This window comes from Variovorax dokdonensis (assembly GCF_030316895.1).
GTDB classification, from domain to species: domain Bacteria; phylum Pseudomonadota; class Gammaproteobacteria; order Burkholderiales; family Burkholderiaceae_C; genus Variovorax; species Variovorax dokdonensis.
Genome location: NZ_JASZYV010000002.1, coordinates 800309 through 816418, shown reverse-complemented (window position 1 = coordinate 816418; position 16110 = coordinate 800309). Strand labels below are relative to the sequence as shown.

16 protein-coding genes are annotated in these 16110 nt (G+C 65.3%); 9 read left to right on the top strand and 7 right to left on the bottom strand.

The genetic code is table 11. From position 1 onward, the window contains the following. Window positions 1-8: 8 nt before the first annotated feature. Window positions 9-509, top strand: coding sequence for a cupin domain-containing protein (locus QTH91_RS12305; RefSeq protein WP_286660357.1), 501 nt, complete (start codon window positions 9-11; stop codon window positions 507-509). Between the two features lie 9 nt (window positions 510-518). On the opposite strand, the gene QTH91_RS12300 is transcribed toward QTH91_RS12305, so the two are convergent. The 3 genes from QTH91_RS12300 to rodA form a co-directional block, all read right to left on the bottom strand. Continuing rightward, a complete protein-coding gene (locus QTH91_RS12300) occupies window positions 519-1637 on the bottom strand; it encodes a 3-deoxy-7-phosphoheptulonate synthase (protein ID WP_286660356.1) in 1119 nt (372 codons plus the stop codon). A 233-nt stretch (window positions 1638-1870) separates the two neighbouring features. Then, on the bottom strand, window positions 1871-3331 hold the full coding sequence (gene tldD / locus QTH91_RS12295) for a metalloprotease TldD (RefSeq protein WP_286660355.1): 1461 nt from the start codon (window positions 3329-3331) through the stop codon (window positions 1871-1873). A gap of 32 nt (window positions 3332-3363) precedes the next feature. Continuing rightward, window positions 3364-4542 (bottom strand): rod shape-determining protein RodA, encoded by a 1179-nt coding sequence (rodA, locus tag QTH91_RS12290; RefSeq protein ID WP_286660354.1) that lies wholly within the window; start codon window positions 4540-4542, stop codon window positions 3364-3366. A 65-nt stretch (window positions 4543-4607) separates the two neighbouring features. Between rodA and QTH91_RS12285 the strand changes: the two genes are divergently transcribed. The 8 genes from QTH91_RS12285 to ruvC are packed head-to-tail and all read left to right on the top strand — an operon-like array spanning window position 4608 to window position 12072. Continuing rightward, window positions 4608-5198: a YqiA/YcfP family alpha/beta fold hydrolase gene (locus QTH91_RS12285; protein WP_286660353.1), complete on the top strand. Its 591-nt coding sequence runs from the start codon at window positions 4608-4610 to the stop codon at window positions 5196-5198. 41 nt (window positions 5199-5239) lie between these two features. Beyond that, window positions 5240-7309, top strand: a complete 2070-nt coding sequence (locus QTH91_RS12280; RefSeq protein WP_286660352.1) for a ribonuclease catalytic domain-containing protein — start codon at window positions 5240-5242, stop codon at window positions 7307-7309. 10 nt (window positions 7310-7319) lie between these two features. Next, on the top strand, window positions 7320-8204 hold the full coding sequence (locus QTH91_RS12275; RefSeq protein ID WP_286660351.1) for an energy transducer TonB: 885 nt from the start codon (window positions 7320-7322) through the stop codon (window positions 8202-8204). A gap of 43 nt (window positions 8205-8247) precedes the next feature. Then, complete coding sequence (aroE, locus tag QTH91_RS12270) at window positions 8248-9084, top strand: shikimate dehydrogenase (protein WP_286660350.1); 837 nt, start codon at window positions 8248-8250, stop codon at window positions 9082-9084. An 8-nt stretch (window positions 9085-9092) separates the two neighbouring features. After that, window positions 9093-9842, top strand: coding sequence for a monofunctional biosynthetic peptidoglycan transglycosylase (mtgA, locus tag QTH91_RS12265; protein WP_286660349.1), 750 nt, complete (start codon window positions 9093-9095; stop codon window positions 9840-9842). A 39-nt stretch (window positions 9843-9881) separates the two neighbouring features. Further along, entirely contained in the window at window positions 9882-10523 is a 642-nt protein-coding gene (locus tag QTH91_RS12260; protein ID WP_286660348.1) for a lysophospholipid acyltransferase family protein, read from the top strand. Between the two features lie 12 nt (window positions 10524-10535). Next, window positions 10536-11525, top strand: coding sequence for a phosphatidate cytidylyltransferase (locus QTH91_RS12255; protein WP_286660347.1), 990 nt, complete (start codon window positions 10536-10538; stop codon window positions 11523-11525). 4 nt (window positions 11526-11529) lie between these two features. After that, window positions 11530-12072: a crossover junction endodeoxyribonuclease RuvC gene (gene ruvC, locus QTH91_RS12250; RefSeq protein ID WP_286660657.1), complete on the top strand. Its 543-nt coding sequence runs from the start codon at window positions 11530-11532 to the stop codon at window positions 12070-12072. 31 nt (window positions 12073-12103) lie between these two features. On the opposite strand, the gene QTH91_RS12245 is transcribed toward ruvC, so the two are convergent. The 4 genes from QTH91_RS12245 to ftsA all read right to left on the bottom strand — a co-directional run bounded on the left by QTH91_RS12245 (window position 12104) and on the right by ftsA (window position 16091). Further along, window positions 12104-12280, bottom strand: a complete 177-nt coding sequence (locus QTH91_RS12245; RefSeq protein WP_286660346.1) for a hypothetical protein — start codon at window positions 12278-12280, stop codon at window positions 12104-12106. A gap of 33 nt (window positions 12281-12313) precedes the next feature. Beyond that, window positions 12314-13237 (bottom strand): UDP-3-O-acyl-N-acetylglucosamine deacetylase, encoded by a 924-nt coding sequence (lpxC, locus tag QTH91_RS12240; protein WP_286660345.1) that lies wholly within the window; start codon window positions 13235-13237, stop codon window positions 12314-12316. A gap of 182 nt (window positions 13238-13419) precedes the next feature. Beyond that, on the bottom strand, window positions 13420-14637 hold the full coding sequence (ftsZ, locus tag QTH91_RS12235; RefSeq protein ID WP_286660344.1) for a cell division protein FtsZ: 1218 nt from the start codon (window positions 14635-14637) through the stop codon (window positions 13420-13422). 224 nt (window positions 14638-14861) lie between these two features. Next, window positions 14862-16091, bottom strand: a complete 1230-nt coding sequence (ftsA, locus tag QTH91_RS12230) for a cell division protein FtsA (RefSeq protein ID WP_286660343.1) — start codon at window positions 16089-16091, stop codon at window positions 14862-14864. Window positions 16092-16110: the final 19 nt, after the last annotated feature.

The following is a 16110-nucleotide window of genomic DNA, read 5'->3' as shown; positions in this document are numbered from 1 at the left end:
GTGCGGACATGCGCTCGCGCGAACTGATCGACAGCTTGGGCCTGCAGCCGCACCCGGAAGGCGGCTGGTACCGCGAAGTCTTCCGGTCCAGCGCCCGCGTCGCTCCTGCCGATGGGCGACCGCGTCGCGATGCACTCACGACCATCTACTTCCTGCTCGAGGCGGGCCAGCATTCGCGCTGGCACCGCGTGAGCTCGGACGAAGTTTGGGTGCACGTGGGGGGCGATGCACTGGCTCTCTACACCTGCGACGCCGCGCTGCGCACCGCACCGGCCCACATCAAGCTGGGTCCGGTCGACATGCCTGGTTTTCATCCACAGCACGTGGTGCCGGCCGGCCAATGGCAGGCAGCTCGCCCAATCACCAAGCCCGACAGCCTCGGCTATTGCCTCACAACCTGCACCGTGGGCCCGGGATTCGACTTTGACGATTTCTCGTTCATGGCGCAGGACAGCGACGAGGCCGCCGCCATGCGCCACCATTGGCCCGAACTTGCGGACCTGATCTGAGCGAGTTGTTTAGCCGCGGCGCTGCTTGACAGCGCGCGACAGCGTCTCGAGCACAGCCACGGAATCATCCCAGCCGATGCAGGCATCGGTGATGCTCTTGCCGTACTCCAGGGCATCGACCTTGTCCTTGCCGGGGCTGAACTTCTGCGCGCCGGCATGCAGATGGCTTTCGACCATCACCCCGAACACGCTGGTGGATCCGCCGGCGATCTGTGAAGCCACATCCGCCACCACCTCGATCTGTTTCTGATGCTGCTTGGAACTGTTGGCATGGCTGCAGTCCACCATCAGCGTCGGCGGCAACTTGGCCGCGACGAGGTCCTTGCAGGCTAGAGCGACGCTGCTCTCGTCGTAGTTCGGCGCCTTGCCGCCACGCAGGATCACATGGCAATCCGGATTGCCCTGCGTCTGCACGATGGCGACCTGGCCATTCTTGTGCACCGACAGGAAGTGATGGCCGCGCGCCGCAGCCTGGATGGCATCGGTCGCGATCCGGATGTTGCCGTCGGTGCCGTTCTTGAATCCGATCGGGGCCGACAGGCCAGAGGCCAGCTCGCGATGCACCTGGCTCTCGGTCGTGCGAGCGCCGATCGCGCCCCAGGAAATCAGGTCACCGATGTATTGCGGCGAGATCACGTCGAGGAACTCGCTGCCCGCCGGCAAGCCCATGCGGTTGATCTCGATGAGCAGTTGCCTGGCCATGCGAAGGCCTTCGTCGATGCGGAAGCTCTCATCCAGGTAGGGATCGTTGATCAATCCCTTCCACCCGACGGTCGTGCGGGGCTTCTCGAAATAGACGCGCATGACGACCTCCAGCGTGTCCGAGAAGCGTTCGCGCATGGCCTTGAGCCGGCGTGCGTAGTCCATGGCCGCCACCGGATCGTGGATGGAGCACGGCCCCATGACAACCAGCACCCGGTCGTCCTTGCCGGCCATGATCCTGTGGATCGACTTTCGCGTATGGCTGATCAGCGATTCCACAGGCGTTCCCCGGATCGGGAAGAAGCGGATCAGATGTTCGGGAGGAGGCAGCACGTTGATGTCCTTGATGCGTTCGTCGTCGGTCTTGCTGGTTTTTTCGACGCGCGCATACCAGGCATCGCTGGCGTTGGCAGTGTTGGGACTCATCGTTGTCTTCCTTCGAAAGTTATTGCTGGTGGATGTGCTGGGACGAAAAAAAACCGCCGGGCTTTTGGCACCGGCGGTTTCTTCGAGGATTCTGTCTAGTCTGCTTGCCCTTTAGGCGCGCACCCCTCGTCCGCCGGAAACCGGGAACCAAAAGTACGCAAAATAAAAGGCGCGGATGGCGGACATAGGCGCGAACTCTAGCACAGGCTTGAAGGAGGCGGCAACACCGGGCGTCAGGCAGTGCCGCCGACCGTCAGACCATCGATGCGCAACGTGGGCTGGCCGACGCCGACCGGGACGCTCTGCCCTTCCTTGCCGCAGGTGCCGACGCCCGAATCAAGTGCCATGTCGTTGCCGATCAGTTTGACGCGCTTGAGCGCCTCCGGGCCGTTGCCCACGATGGTCGCGCCCTTGACCGGATAAAGGACCTTGCCCTTCTCGACCCAGTAGGCTTCGCTGGCCGAGAACACGAACTTGCCGCTGGTGATGTCCACCTGCCCGCCGCCGAAGTTCGTGGCGTACAGGCCTCGCTCGATGCTGGCGACGATTTCCTTCGGGTCTCGGTCCCCGCCGAGCATGTAGGTGTTGGTCATGCGCGGCATGGGCACATGCGCATAGCTTTCGCGCCGCCCGTTACCAGTCGGCTTGACGCCCATCAGGCGAGCATTGAGGGAGTCCTGGATATAGGCCTTGAGAATGCCGTCCTCGATCAACACGTTGCGCTGGCTGGCATGGCCTTCATCGTCGATGTTGAGCGAGCCGCGGCGATCGGCAAGGGTGCCGTCGTCGAGCACCGTGACGCCCTTGGCCGCCACACGCTGGCCGATGCGCCCAGAAAACGCGCTGGAGCCCTTGCGGTTGAAGTCGCCCTCCAGCCCGTGGCCCACCGCCTCGTGCAGGAGGATGCCGGGCCAGCCCGGGCCCAGCACCACCGTCATCTCGCCGGCAGGCGCCGGGCGCGACTCGAGGTTGACCAGGGCAGTGCTGACCGCCTGTTCCACGTAGGTCCGAACCTGCTCATCGTCGAAGTAGGCCAATCCGAAGCGGCCGCCGCCGCCACCGGAGCCCACTTCCCGGCGCCCGTTCTGCTCCGCGATGACGGTGATGGACAGCCGTACCAGCGGACGCACATCGGCAGCCAGGGTGCCATCCAGGCGGGCAACCAGGACCACGTCGTACTCGGCGGCCAGACCGGCCATCACCTGGACGATTCGCGGATCGCGCGCGCGCGCCAGACGCTCGGCCTTTTCCAGCAGTTGCACCTTGGCCGTACTGTCGAGGGTGGCGATGGGATCGATGCCGCCATACAGCGCACGGCTGGCCGCCACGCGCCGAGCCGGCGTCTTCACCTTGGCCGATCGGCCGGCGGACGAAATGGCCCGCACCGTGCGCGCGGCATCGAGCAGGGAACTTTCGGAAATGTCGTCGGAGTAGGCGAACGCCGTTTTTTCGCCGCTGACGGCGCGCACGCCCACACCCTGGTCGATGCTGAAGCTGCCCGTCTTGACGATGCCTTCTTCCAGGCTCCAGCCTTCGCTGCGGGTGTACTGGAAATAGAGGTCGGCGTCATCCACCCAGTGCGCAGCCATTTCAGACAGCGCCCGCGTGAGATGCGATTCGTCGAGTCCGAAAGGCGCCAGCAGCAGTTCTTGGGCCGTGGCCAGGCGTTCGATGGTGGGTTCGCGCGAGATCATCGAAGGATTATGAGCCTGTCGGCAAAACCCCTTCAGCCGATCTCCATGCGCTCGGCGTTCTTGATGGCCAGGGCCTTGGCGCGCGAGATCGACATCAGGATGCCCAGTCCCAGGCCGAGCGTCACCATCGCCGTGCCGCCGTAGCTGATGAAAGGCAGCGGCACGCCCACAACCGGCAGGATGCCGCTGACCATGCCCATGTTCACGAAGGCATAGGTAAAGAAGATCATCGACACGGCGCCAGCCATCAGGCGCGAGAAAAGCGTCGGCGCGCTGGCCGCGATCATCAGCCCCCGGAAGATGAGGAACACGAAGCAGAAGACCAAAAACAGGTTGCCCATCAAGCCGAACTCCTCGGAATAGGCGGCGAAGATGAAGTCGGTCGTGCGCTCGGGAATGAATTCCAGGTGCGTCTGCGTGCCTTGCATGAAGCCTTTTCCATTCAAGCCGCCGGAGCCGATCGCGATCATGCCCTGGATGATGTGGAAGCCCTTGCCCAGCGGATCCTTGGTCGGATCGAGCAAAGTGCACACGCGCTGCTTCTGGTAGTCGTGCAGCACGCGCCAGTCGAAACCGTCGGCGCACAGGGTGGGCTCATAGATCACGATGAGCACGATGGCGATGACGCCGATGATCACCGGCGGCACGATCAACTTCCACGGCAGCCCGGCAAAGAAGATCACGGCCAGACCAGCCGCCATGACCAGCAACGCCGTTCCCAGGTCGGGCTGCTTCATGATCAGTCCCACCGGCACGGCCAGCAAGGCGGCCGCAACCACGAAATCGAGCGCGCGCAACTGGCCTTCGCGACGCTGGAACCACCAGGCCAGCATGAGCGGCATGGCGATCTTGAGGATCTCGCTGGGCTGGATGACGACGCCCACGTTCAGCCAGCGCGTCGCTCCCTTCTTGGTCAGGCCGAACATCGCGACGGCCACCAGCAGGCCGACGCCCAGCAGATAAAGAGGCACCGCAAAGTGCATGATTCGCTGCGGCGGCACCTGGGCCACCACTAGCATGATGCCGCCGGCCAGCATCATGTTTCGTGCATGGTCGAAAAAGCGCGTGCCGTGGTCGTAGCCGGACGAATACATCGTCACCAGACCCGCCGCGCACAGCAGCAGCACGGCAAGGATCAGAAAGGCGTCGTAGCCCTGAAAGACGGGCAGGAGGCGGCGTGCAAGTGGGGGCTGGTTGAAGACGGCGGCCATGAGGGCGCGATTATCCCGCGCGCGGCCGCCACGACGGCTGGTGCCAAGCGGATAGCATGCGGTTCATGTCAACCACGCACCTGCTGTACCTCCACGGTTTCCGCTCTTCGCCCCAGTCGGCCAAGGCAAGGGTCATGGCGCGGCACGTGGCACAACGGCACCCGGGCGTCACATGGTGGGCGCCGCAACTGCCGCCGTCGCCGCGCGCGGCCATGGACGGCATCCTGGCTGGCATTCGCGACTGGCCGCGCGACAGGATCGCGGTGGTGGGTTCGTCGCTCGGCGGCTTCTATGCCACCCACGTCGCTGCGGCCACGGGCTGCCGGGCCGTGCTGCTCAATCCGGCGGTGCATCCTGAACGAGACCTGGCGCGCTACGTGGGCGACCAGACCCTGTGGCACTCGCCCGAGGACCACTTCTTCTTTCGCCCCGAATACATCGAAGAATTGCGCCTGCTGCAGGCCGGGCCGTTGCCGCATCCGGAGCGCTGCATGGCCGTCGTCGCCAAGGGCGACGAGGTGCTCGATTGGCGCGAAATGACGGCACGCTATCCGGGAAGCCCGCTTCGCCTGATCGAGGGCGGCGACCATGCGCTCTCCGATTTCGAGACTGCACACCTCGACGCGGTGGTCGCCTTCTTGCAACTGACCGGCTGAACCCTGACCGACAGCGCGCCGGGCTGAGGGACAATCGCCGGATGTTCGTATTGTTTGAAGAAGCCGGGAAATTCCTGGGTGGGCGGGTGATGTCGGAGGCCGAGTCCTCAGCCCAGGTGGAACTCGACACCGGCAAGCGGGTCAAGGTCAAGGCCGCCAACATCGTGCTTCGCTTCGACCAGACCGCGCCAGCGCGATTGCTGGAAGACGCCCGCGCGCTTGCAGCGACGATTGAACTCGACCTGGCGTGGGAGTTCGCGCCCGAGGGCGAGTTTGCCTTTGCCGAGTTGGCGTCCGACTATTTCAATGCCAACCCGACGACCGTGCAACAGGCAGCGGCCCTGCTCGCGCTGTACGAGGCGCCGCACTACTTCCGGCGCGCAGGCAAAGGACGCTTCAAGAAAGCCCCGGCCGAAATTCTTCAACAGGCGCTGGCCGCCATCGAGAAGAAGAAGGCCATCCAGGCGCAGATCGACGAATGGGCTGCCGAACTTGCGGCTGGCCGATGCCCGGCGCCGGTGCGCGAGCAGCTCTACCGAATCCTGTTCAAGCCCGACAAGAACGCGCCCGAATACAAGGCCGTTGTCGATGCGGCGCGTGCCACCCATCGGGCGCCCCTTGCGCTGCTCGAGGCGGCAGGCGCCATCGACTCGCCCTACGAGTTCCACTGGAAGCGTTTCCTGTTCGAGAACTTCCCCAAGGGCACCGGCTTTGCGTCGTTGCAGGCGCCAGCCATCGCCGACGAACTGCCGCTGGCCTCCGTGCGCGCCTTTTCGATCGACGACTCGCACACGACCGAAATCGACGATGCGCTGTCGGTGCAAGGCCTTGGCAGCGGGTCCGTGACGCTGGGCATCCACATTGCCGCGCCCGGCCTTGCATTGACGCCTGACAGCCCGTTGGACCAGGTGGCGCGCAGCCGTCTTTCCACCGTCTACATGCCGGGCCACAAGATCACGATGCTGCCGGACGAGGTGGTGAACGCCTACACGCTGGAAGAAGGCCGCGATTGCCCCGCCGTTTCGCTGTACGTGCGCTTCGACGAGGCATCGCTGGAGTTGCAGGGAAGCGAAACCCGCCTGGAGCGCGTGCCGATCGTCAGCAACCTGCGCCACGACAAGCTCGACGCCTTCATCAGCCGCGACTGGCTTGAAAGCGCCGAAGCCGCGCCGCCGCAACCCGTGCCTGAACCCGCTGCCAGCCTGCGGCCGGAACTGTCGTTCCTGTGGCGACTCGCGCAGCATCTGAAGGCCCAGCGAGAAGTCGCGCGCGGCAAGCCCGAGAACTTCAACCGGCCCGACTACACCTTCCGCCTGGAAGGCAACGACGGCGAGCCGGACGGCAGTGAAAAGGTCCGCATCTCGACCCGCCAACGTGGGGCGCCGCTGGACCTGATCGTTTCCGAGGCGATGATCCTGGCCAACAGCACCTGGGGCAGTTGGCTGGGTGACCTGGGCGTGCCCGCGCTGTATCGCAGCCAGGCCAGCCTGGCGCCGGGCATCAAGGTGCGCATGGGCACCAAATCGCTGCCGCATGCGGGCCTGGGCGTGAAGAGCTATGCCTGGAGCACCTCGCCCCTGCGCCGCTATACCGACCTGGTCAACCAGTGGCAGATCATCGCTGCGGCTAGACACGGCAAGACCGCCGCGCTGGCCGCGCACTTCAAGCCCAAGGACGCCGCGCTCTTTTCCATCCTCTCCGCCTTCGACGCGGCCTACAGCACCTACAACGGCTATCAGGCGGCGATGGAGCGCTTCTGGACGCTGCGCTACCTCGCGCAGGAAGGAATCACCGAGATCGAGGCGACGATCATCAAGGACATGCCCAATGGCGCCCTGGCCCGCGCCGAGACACTGCCGCTGGTCTTCGGCCTGACCGGCACCCAGGGCCTGGCGCGCGGTGCCCGCGTTCGCGCCCGGCTGGAGTCCGTCGACGAGATCTCGCTGGACGTTCACGCCGCCGTGCTCGAACGCCTGGATGCGCCGGAGGCCGGTTCGGACGCCGAAGACGACGAAGAAGAAGTCGTCGCCGGCCCGCTGGCGATCGCGGTCGATGTGGACGAGCAAGGCGATGGCCCTGCCGACACCGCAGCGCCGGCCACTCCTTCGTAAGACGCTTGCCATGTCCCGCCACTCCAACGCCAAGAAGAAGCCGCAGCGCCAGTACAGCACCTTGCAGATCGCGCTGGTCATTTCGGTGCTGGCGCATGCCGCCCTGCTGGCCGTGCGCTTCGTCGATCCGCAGACCTTCAACCGGGTGTTCCAGGACAACGCGCTCGAGGTGATCCTGGTCAATGCCAGGACCAACGAGCGGGCGGACGAAGCCAAGGCCATCGCGCAGACGTCGCTGGCCGGCGGCGGCGATCTGGACAAGGGACGTGCGACGAGCCCGCTGCCCCCTTCGGCATTCACGGCGATCGGAGACTCCATCGAGGACGCGCAGCGGCAGATCGAATCCCTGCAGACGCAGCAGATGATGCTGCTCGCGCAGATCAAGCAGCAACTGGCCAACATGCCGGTGCCGGATCCGCGCGCGGCGGGCGCGCCCAACCAGGACAGCGCACAGGAAGAAAAGCGCAAGCAACTGCTCGACTTGCTGGCCGAGATCGAACGGCGCGTGAACGAAGAAAATGCGCGCCCACGCAAACGCTACGTGAGCCCCGCCACGCGCGAGGCGGCCTACGCGGTCTACGTCGATGCGCTTCGCCGGCGCATCGAGGCACGCGGCACCGAGAACTTCCCGACCAGCAACGGCAAGAAACTGTATGGCGAGCTGACCATGCTGGTCACCGTCAACTTCGACGGCAACCTGCTGGGAACCGAGGTCGTCGAAAGCTCTGGCGATGCGCAACTCGACCGGCGTGCACAGGCCATCGTGCGCAGCGCCGGCAACTTCGGTAGCTTCAACCCGGAGATGCGCAAGACCACCGACCAGATCGTGCTACCTTCGCGATTCAAGTTCACGCGCGACCAGACGCTCGAGGCGCAGGTCACCTCGACGCGCTAGCCGCGCCGCGCCAGAAGAAGTCAGACACAGGAAGGAGACGGCCATGGATCTTTATTGCGTGATGGGCAATCCCGTCGAGCACAGCCGCTCCCCCTGGATTCATGCCCGCTTTGCGGAACTCACCGGCCAGACGCTCCAGTACGGGCGCTTGCTGGCCCCGGTCGATGGTTTTGCACAGGCGCTGGCCCAGTTCCGGTCCAGTGCGGAAGGCACCGCACGCGGCTGCAACGTCACGGTCCCCTTCAAGTTCGACGCTGGGGCCTCCGCCCAATTCCTCACGCCCCGCGCGCAATTGGCCCAGGCGGTCAATTGCCTGTCCTTCCGCGAAGACGGCATCCACGGCGACAACACCGATGGCGCAGGCCTGGTGAACGACATCGTTCAGAACGCAGGCGTTGCGCTGGAAGGCAAGGACGTGCTGCTGCTGGGCGCAGGGGGTGCCGCTGCCGGCGTGCTCGGCCCCTTGCTGGCATCCGGCGCCCGGCGCGTGGTCGTGGCCAACCGCACGCTGGGCAAGGCCATTGCACTGGTGCAACGCCATGCGGCCGTCGCCCTGCCCCATCACGCGGACGTCGAGGCGCGCAGCCTCGGAGACGTTTCGGGCAGCTTCGACGTGCTGGTCAATGCGACGGCGTCTAGCCTGGCCGGCGACGAGGTCCCGGTCGATGCACGCGTGCTCAAGCCCGGCGCCCTGGCCATGGACATGATGTACGGCCCCGCCGCCGCCGGCTTTCTCGACTGGGCTGCAAGGCATGGCGCCGCGCCGCGCGACGGATTGGGCATGCTGGTGGAGCAAGCGGCCGAAGCCTTCGAGATCTGGCGCGGGGTGCGCCCGCCATCGGCGCAGGTGCTGTCCGAATTGCGGGCCATCGTCGGCTGAAGCAGCGGATGCGTTCGCTCCTGCGTTGGCTGGGCTTCCTGGTGCTTGGGGGTTTGGCGCTTCAATTGTTCTTCCTGGTGCGCATTGCTGCGATGAGCGTGGTCGATCCCCAGTCCACGGCCTTCCAGCGTTCGGAAGCGTGGCAGTTGACCACGCACGGGCGACGAAATGGCGACAAGGATTGGGCCCAGGAATGGGTGCCCGACAGCCGCATTTCCGCCAATCTCAAGCGTGCGGTGGTGGCCAGCGAAGACGGCGGCTTCATGACGCACCACGGTGTCGAGTGGGAAGCCATCGAGCGCGCCTACGAGCGCAACGAACGCGCCGAAGCTCAAGCCGCCCGACGGGCTGCGCAGGCGGCACGGCGCGGCAAGGCCGCCCGGCCCGCGCAATTGCGTGGCGGATCCACCATCACCCAGCAACTGGCCAAGAACCTTTTCCTCTCGGGCGAGCGGAACTTGCTGCGCAAAGGGCAAGAGCTGGTGATCGCCGTCGCGCTCGAAATGCTGCTGGACAAGCGCCGGATCCTCGAGATCTATCTGAACAGCGTCGAGTGGGGCGAAGGGGTCTTCGGTGCCGAAGCCGCGGCGCAACGCTACTTCGACAGGAGTGCCGCGCGCCTTTCGGCCAGCCAGGCCGCGCGTCTGGCCGTGATGCTGCCCAGCCCCAAGTACTACGAGACGCGCCAAGGCTCGGGCTACCTCGCCAGCCGCACCAACACCATCGTGGCGCGCATGCCATCGGCGGACATTCCATGATCCAGCGCCTGCACTGCGCCGCTTCCTATCATTGACAACATGCTTGCACGCTTGATCGGCTGGGTACTTCTGGCGCTGGTGCGTCTGCTCACCGGTGCGCAGGCCCGCTGGCTGGGCTGCCCGCCCAAGGCGGAGCAGCGCATCTATTTCGCCAACCACCAGAGCCACCTCGACCTGGTCATGATCTGGGCCGCGCTGCCCGAGGAACTTCGTTCCACCACGCGGCCGATTGCTGCGCGCGACTACTGGGCCAACACCCCGCTCAAGCGCTGGATCACCACCGAGGTGTTCAATGCCATCTACGTGGAGCGTGGCGGCAGCGCCGCTCAACCGGCCGAGCCCGGGAGTGCGGCGGCCATGGAACCGTTGCTGCCGCTGATCGAGGCGCTCAAGAGCGGAGACTCGATCATCATCTTTCCGGAGGGAACGCGCGGCCACACGGGCGAGCCGCAGAAGTTCAAGTCGGGCCTCTACACGTTGGCCACGCTGTTTCCCGACGTGGTTTTGGTGCCCGCCTGGATCGACAACGTGCAGCGCGTGATGCCCAAGGGCGAAGTCGTGCCAGTTCCGATTCTTTGCTCGGTGACCTTCGGTGCGCCCATCCGGTTGGCGCCTTCCGAAGAGCGTCGCAGCTTCCTGGACCGCGCCCGTGCCGCCGTGCTGGCACTGCGCGACGAATAGGCGAAGACGCTCATGATGAACTTTCTTCGCGGACTCAGCCCCACTCAGCAGGTGGCGATGCTCTTCGTCATCGTGTTCGGGATCCTGACGGTGGCCAGCGTGACGGCGCTGTTGCTGTCCATGCGCGAACGGCGCCATCCGGTGCACGGCGAGCGCTGGCAGGCGGAACTGGCTCACTGGCAGACACTGTTGGGCACCACCTGGTTCATGGTGGTCGTGTTCTGGATCGGCTGGGCGCTGGGCGAGACCGTGGCAACGGTGCTGTTCGCGCTGCTCTCGTTCTTCGCGCTGCGCGAATTCATCACCTTGTCGCCCACCCGGCGCGGTGACCACAGGAGCCTGATCCTGGCGTTCTTCGTCGTGCTGCCGCTTCAGTATGTGCTGGTCGGAACGGCCCGCTTCGATCTCTTCTCGGTGCTGATCCCGGTCTATGTGTTTCTGGCCATTCCGGTGGTGAGCGCGCTGTCCAACGATCCGCGCCACTTTCTGGAGCGCAACGCCAAGCTGCAGTGGGGCATCATGGTCTGCGTTTACGGGCTGAGCCATGTGCCCGCGCTGCTGCTGCTGAAGTTCCCGGGCTACGAGGGCAAGAACGCGTTCCTGGTGTTCTTCCTGGTGGGTGTGGTGCAGACCAGCATGCTGGTGCAGCACGCGGTGGCCCGCAACGTGGAGCGCCCCCCTGTCGCCCCCGAAGTCAGCCGCAGCTTCAACTGGACCACATGGGCGATCGGGCTGGCACCTGGCGTGGTGCTCGGTGCGGTACTTTCATTCATCACGCCCTTCAAGATCGGGCAGTCGATGGTCATGGCCCTGATTGCCTGCGTGGCGGGCTCCATGGGCCATCTAGTGATGAAGGCGCTCAAGCGCGATCGCGGTATCCCGAACTGGGGAAAGCGCGGCGTCGGCGTGACCGGCGCCAACGGCCTGCTGGACCGCATCGACGCGCTGTGCTTCGCGGCGCCGATCTTCTTCCATTCGGTCCGCTGGTACTTCGGTGTCTAAGCCCATGCGTATCCTCGGCATCGACCCAGGCTTGCAGACCACCGGCTTCGGCGTGGTCGATGCCCAAGGCCAGAAGCTGGCCTACGTGGCCAGTGGCACCATCAGCACCCGGCACATGGTCGGACAGCCGTTGGCGCTGCGGCTGAAGGTGCTGTTCGACGGCATCGGCGAGATCATCGGCCGCTATCAGCCGGATTCGGCGGCGGTCGAGATCATTTTCGTCAACGTCAATCCGCAGTCCACGCTCATGCTGGGCCAGGCGCGCGGCGCCTGCATGACCGCGCTCGTGACGCGCGAACTCGACGTGGCCGAATACACCGCCCTACAGATGAAGCAGGCGGTGGCTGGCCACGGAAATGCAGCCAAGGCGCAGGTGCAGGAAATGGTCAAGCGGCTGCTCAACCTGCCTGGCCTTCCCGGAGCGGATGCGGCCGACGCCTTGGGCATCGCCATCACGCACGCCCATGCGGGCACATCGCTGGCGCGTCTGGGCGAAGCGGCACGGCGCGGAGCCGGCAGCGCCTATCGCCAGGGACGCACGCGCTGATTTCGCAAAGAGCCAGCGCGGAGAAAGGACTTTAGAAACCGCGCTCCGCGATGAGCACCGCGAAGAAGCCCAGCGCCGCGATCAATGTCCACTTGAGCACGATCCAGCCGAAGCGCCGGTACTTGGCCTGGCCTGTGCCCGCATAGAAAGCGAATGAAGCGCCGGCCACGAGCAAGAGCAGGATGATGGCCCAGCGGAAGATCAGCATCGAGGCTCGTGCTTGTTTTTGGAGGGGCCTGGCCTACCAGGCCCGAGCCACTTCAGCAAAGCCTTCGGGCGCATCCGACTCGCGATCGAAGGTGACGACCTCGTACGCGTCGCGATGTGCCAGCAGTTCGCGCAGCAGCTTGTTGTTGAGCGCGTGGCCCGAACGGAATGCGGTGTAGGCAGCCAGCAGCGGCTTGCCGATGATGTACAGGTCGCCCATCGCATCGAGCATCTTGTGCTTGACGAACTCGTCGTCGTAGCGCAACCCGCCGGAATTGAGGACCTTGGTGTCGTCCACGACGATCGCGTTGTCCATGCCGCCGCCCAGAGCCAACCCCTTGGAGCGCATGTATTCGACTTCCTTGGTGAAGCCGAAGGTGCGGGCGCGCGCGATGTCGCGACTGTAGGAGTCGCGGCCGAGGTCGAACTCGACGCGCTGGCCGGTGGAACTGACCACCCTGTGCGCGAAGTCGATCTCGAAGACCAGCTTGAAGCCGTGATAGGGCTCAAGGCGCGCCCACTTCAGGTTGGCGCCCTCGCCTTCGCGGACTTCCACCGGACGAGTCACGCGGATGAAGCGGCGAGGCGCCTTCTGCTGCACGATGCCCGCGCTTTGCAGAAGGAACACGAACGACGAGGCCGAGCCGTCGAGGATCGGAACCTCGTCGGCGGTGATGTCGATGTAAAGGTTGTCGATGCCCAGCCCAGCGCAGGCGGACATGATGTGCTCCACCGTCTGGACCTTGGCATTGCCATTGGAGACCGTGGATGCCAGGCGCGTATCGGTGACGAACTCGGCCTCCATCGGGATCTCGACGGGTTCCGGCAGGTCCACGCGCCGGAACACGATGCCCGTATCCGGCGGCGCCGGCCGCAACGTCAGTTCCACCCGCTGTCCGCTGTGGAGCCCCACGCCGACGGCGTGACTGATGGAGCGGAGGGTTCTTTGTTGCAGCACACCCGGGATTTTAGGTGTCGCCGCCCCATCCCGCATCAGCCGCCTGCCTATCAGCCCAATAGCCGACACGGTTTACGCTCGCCCCGTGGGGACGTCGATGGATGTGCCAGAAGGCGTCGCGAGCGCCCCGATCTCGCGCCGGGCAGGCGCGAGATCGGAAGACGCAGCGGCCTGGTGGCTCATCAATCGGCCTGGCGGCGCAGGAACGCGGGGATCTCGAAGTCGTCCATGCCGCCCGACGACAGCGCATCCACCTTGGCCGCCGCCATCGTGCGGTTGGTACGCCAGACGCTGGGCACCGACATGCCGTCGTAGTTCGTCTTCTGCATGCCGGCGCCGGCCGCGGCAGCGCCCATCCCGCCCAGGGTCGGCACGGTGAAGGGCACGTTGTCGGTACCGGTGCGGATGACTTCCAGCTGCGGCTTGCTGCTGTTGGCGGCATTGCGCGACAGGCCGGTGGCCACCACGGTGACGCGCATCTCGTCGCCCAGCTTCTCGTCGTACGCAGCGCCGTAGATCACGTGCGCTTCGGGCGAGGCATAGGCGCGGATGGTGTTCATGGCCAGCTTCGATTCCGACAGCTTGAGCGAAGCCTTGGACGCGGTGACCAGCACCAGCACGCCCTTGGCACCCGACAGGTCGACGCCTTCGAGCAGCGGGCAGGCCACGGCCTGCTCTGCGGCGATGCGTGCGCGGTCCGGGCCGGAGGCGGCGGCCGTCCCCATCATGGCCTTGCCGGGCTCGCCCATCACCGTGCGCACGTCTTCGAAGTCGACGTTGACGTTGCCGTACTCGTTGATGATCTCGGCAATGCCGCCCACGGCGTTCTTCAGCACGTCGTTGGCGTGGCCGAAGGCTTCTTCCTGGGTGACGTCGTCGCCCAGCACTTCGAGCAGCTTCTCGTTGAGGATCACGATCAGCGAATCGACGTTCGCCTCGAGCTCGGCCAGGCCGTTCTCTGCGTTGGTCATGCGCTTGCCGCCTTCCCAGTCGAACGGCTTGGTCACCACGCCGACCGTCAGGATGCCCATCTCCTTGGCCACGCGGGCAATGACGGGTGCAGCGCCGGTGCCGGTGCCGCCGCCCATGCCGGCCGTGATGAACAGCATGTGCGCGCCGTCGATCGCGGCGCGGATGTCGTCCAACGCCATCTCTGCCGACTCACGGCCCACGTCGGGCTTGCTGCCGGCGCCGCGGCCGGTCATGCCCAGCTGGATGGTCTTGTGCGCATTGCTGCGCGTCAGTGCCTGCGCGTCAGTGTTCGCGCAGACGAACTCCACGCCCTGCACGCTGCGCTCGATCATGTGGGCCACGGCGTTGCCGCCGCCACCGCCGACGCCGATCACCTTGATCTGCGTGCCCTGGTTGAATTCTTCGACTTCGATCATTTCGATGGTCATCGTTAGCTCCTTGAAAATTTGCAGTTGCCGTTTGCTGTTGCTGTATGAATCTGATTCGAGTTCTGTTCGGACATGCCGATGGCGCTCAACAGGAAGGTGGTCCTGTGCGCCGCCATCGCTCGTTGAAGTGACGTGGCGGCCCGGTGGACGATGCTAGGTGCAAGAGGCCTGTTCTCATGTCGGAGAACCTCCCGCATCGTCTTGAATGACGTGTGCCACTTGCATCAGAAGTTCCCCACGATAAAGTCCTTGAAGCGACCGAAGGCCGACTTGACCGAGCCGCTCTGCTGCGCGACCTTGTAGCCGCGCATGCGCGCATGACGTGCCTCTTCGAGCAAGCCCATCACGGTCGCGGCCCGAGGCTGCGCCACCATGTCCGACAACGCGCTGGCGTACTTGGGAATGCCGCGTCGCACGGGCTTGAGGAAGATGTCCTCGCCCAGCTCGACCATCCCCGGCATCACGGCGCTGCCGCCGGTGAGCACCACGCCTGACGAAAGCACTTCCTCGTAGCCCGATTCGCGGATCACCTGCTGCACGAGCGAGAAGATCTCTTCGATGCGCGGCTCGATCACGCCGGCCAGCGCCTGTTTGCTCAAGAGGCGAGGGCCGCGATCGCCCAGGCCCGGCACTTCGAGTTGCGTCTCGGGGTCTGCCAGCAGTTGCTTGGCGAAGCCGTGCTCGACCTTGATGTCCTCGGCATCCTTGGTCGGCGTGCGCAATGCCATCGCGATGTCGCTGGTCACCAGGTCGCCCGCGATCGGAATCACCGCCGTGTGACGGATGGCGCCGTTGGTGAAGATGGCCACGTCGGTCGTGCCCGCACCGATGTCCACCAGCGCCACGCCGAGCTCGCGCTCGTCCTCGGTCAGCACCGCCTGGCTGGATGCCAGCGGATTGAGCATGAGCTGATCCACTTCCAGCCCACAGCGGCGCACGCACTTGATGATGTTCTCGGCCGCGCTCTGGGCACCGGTCACGATGTGCACCTTGGCTTCCAGGCGCATGCCGCTCATCCCGATCGGCTCCTTCACGTCCTGGCCGTCGATGACGAATTCCTGCGGCTCCACCAGCAGCAGGCGCTGGTCGCTGGAGATGTTGATGGCGCGCGCCGTTTCGACCACGCGCGCCACATCGGCCGGCGTGACCTCCTTGTCCTTCACCGCCACCATGCCGCTGGAGTTGATGCCGCGAATATGGCTGCCGGTGATGCCGGTGTAGACGCGGCCAATCTTGCAGTCGGCCATGAGCTCTGCTTCCTTGAGCGCCTGCTGGATGCTCTGCACCGTGGCGTCGATGTTCACCACCACGCCGCGCTTGAGCCCGTTGCTCGGCGCGATGCCCAGTCCGGCGAGCTTGAGGTCGCCGCTGGGCAGCACTTCGGCCACCACCGCCATCACCTTGGCGGTGCCGATGTCGAGGCCGACGACCAGGTCCTTGTAGTCTTTGGGCATGAATGAATGTCCTCGTGTT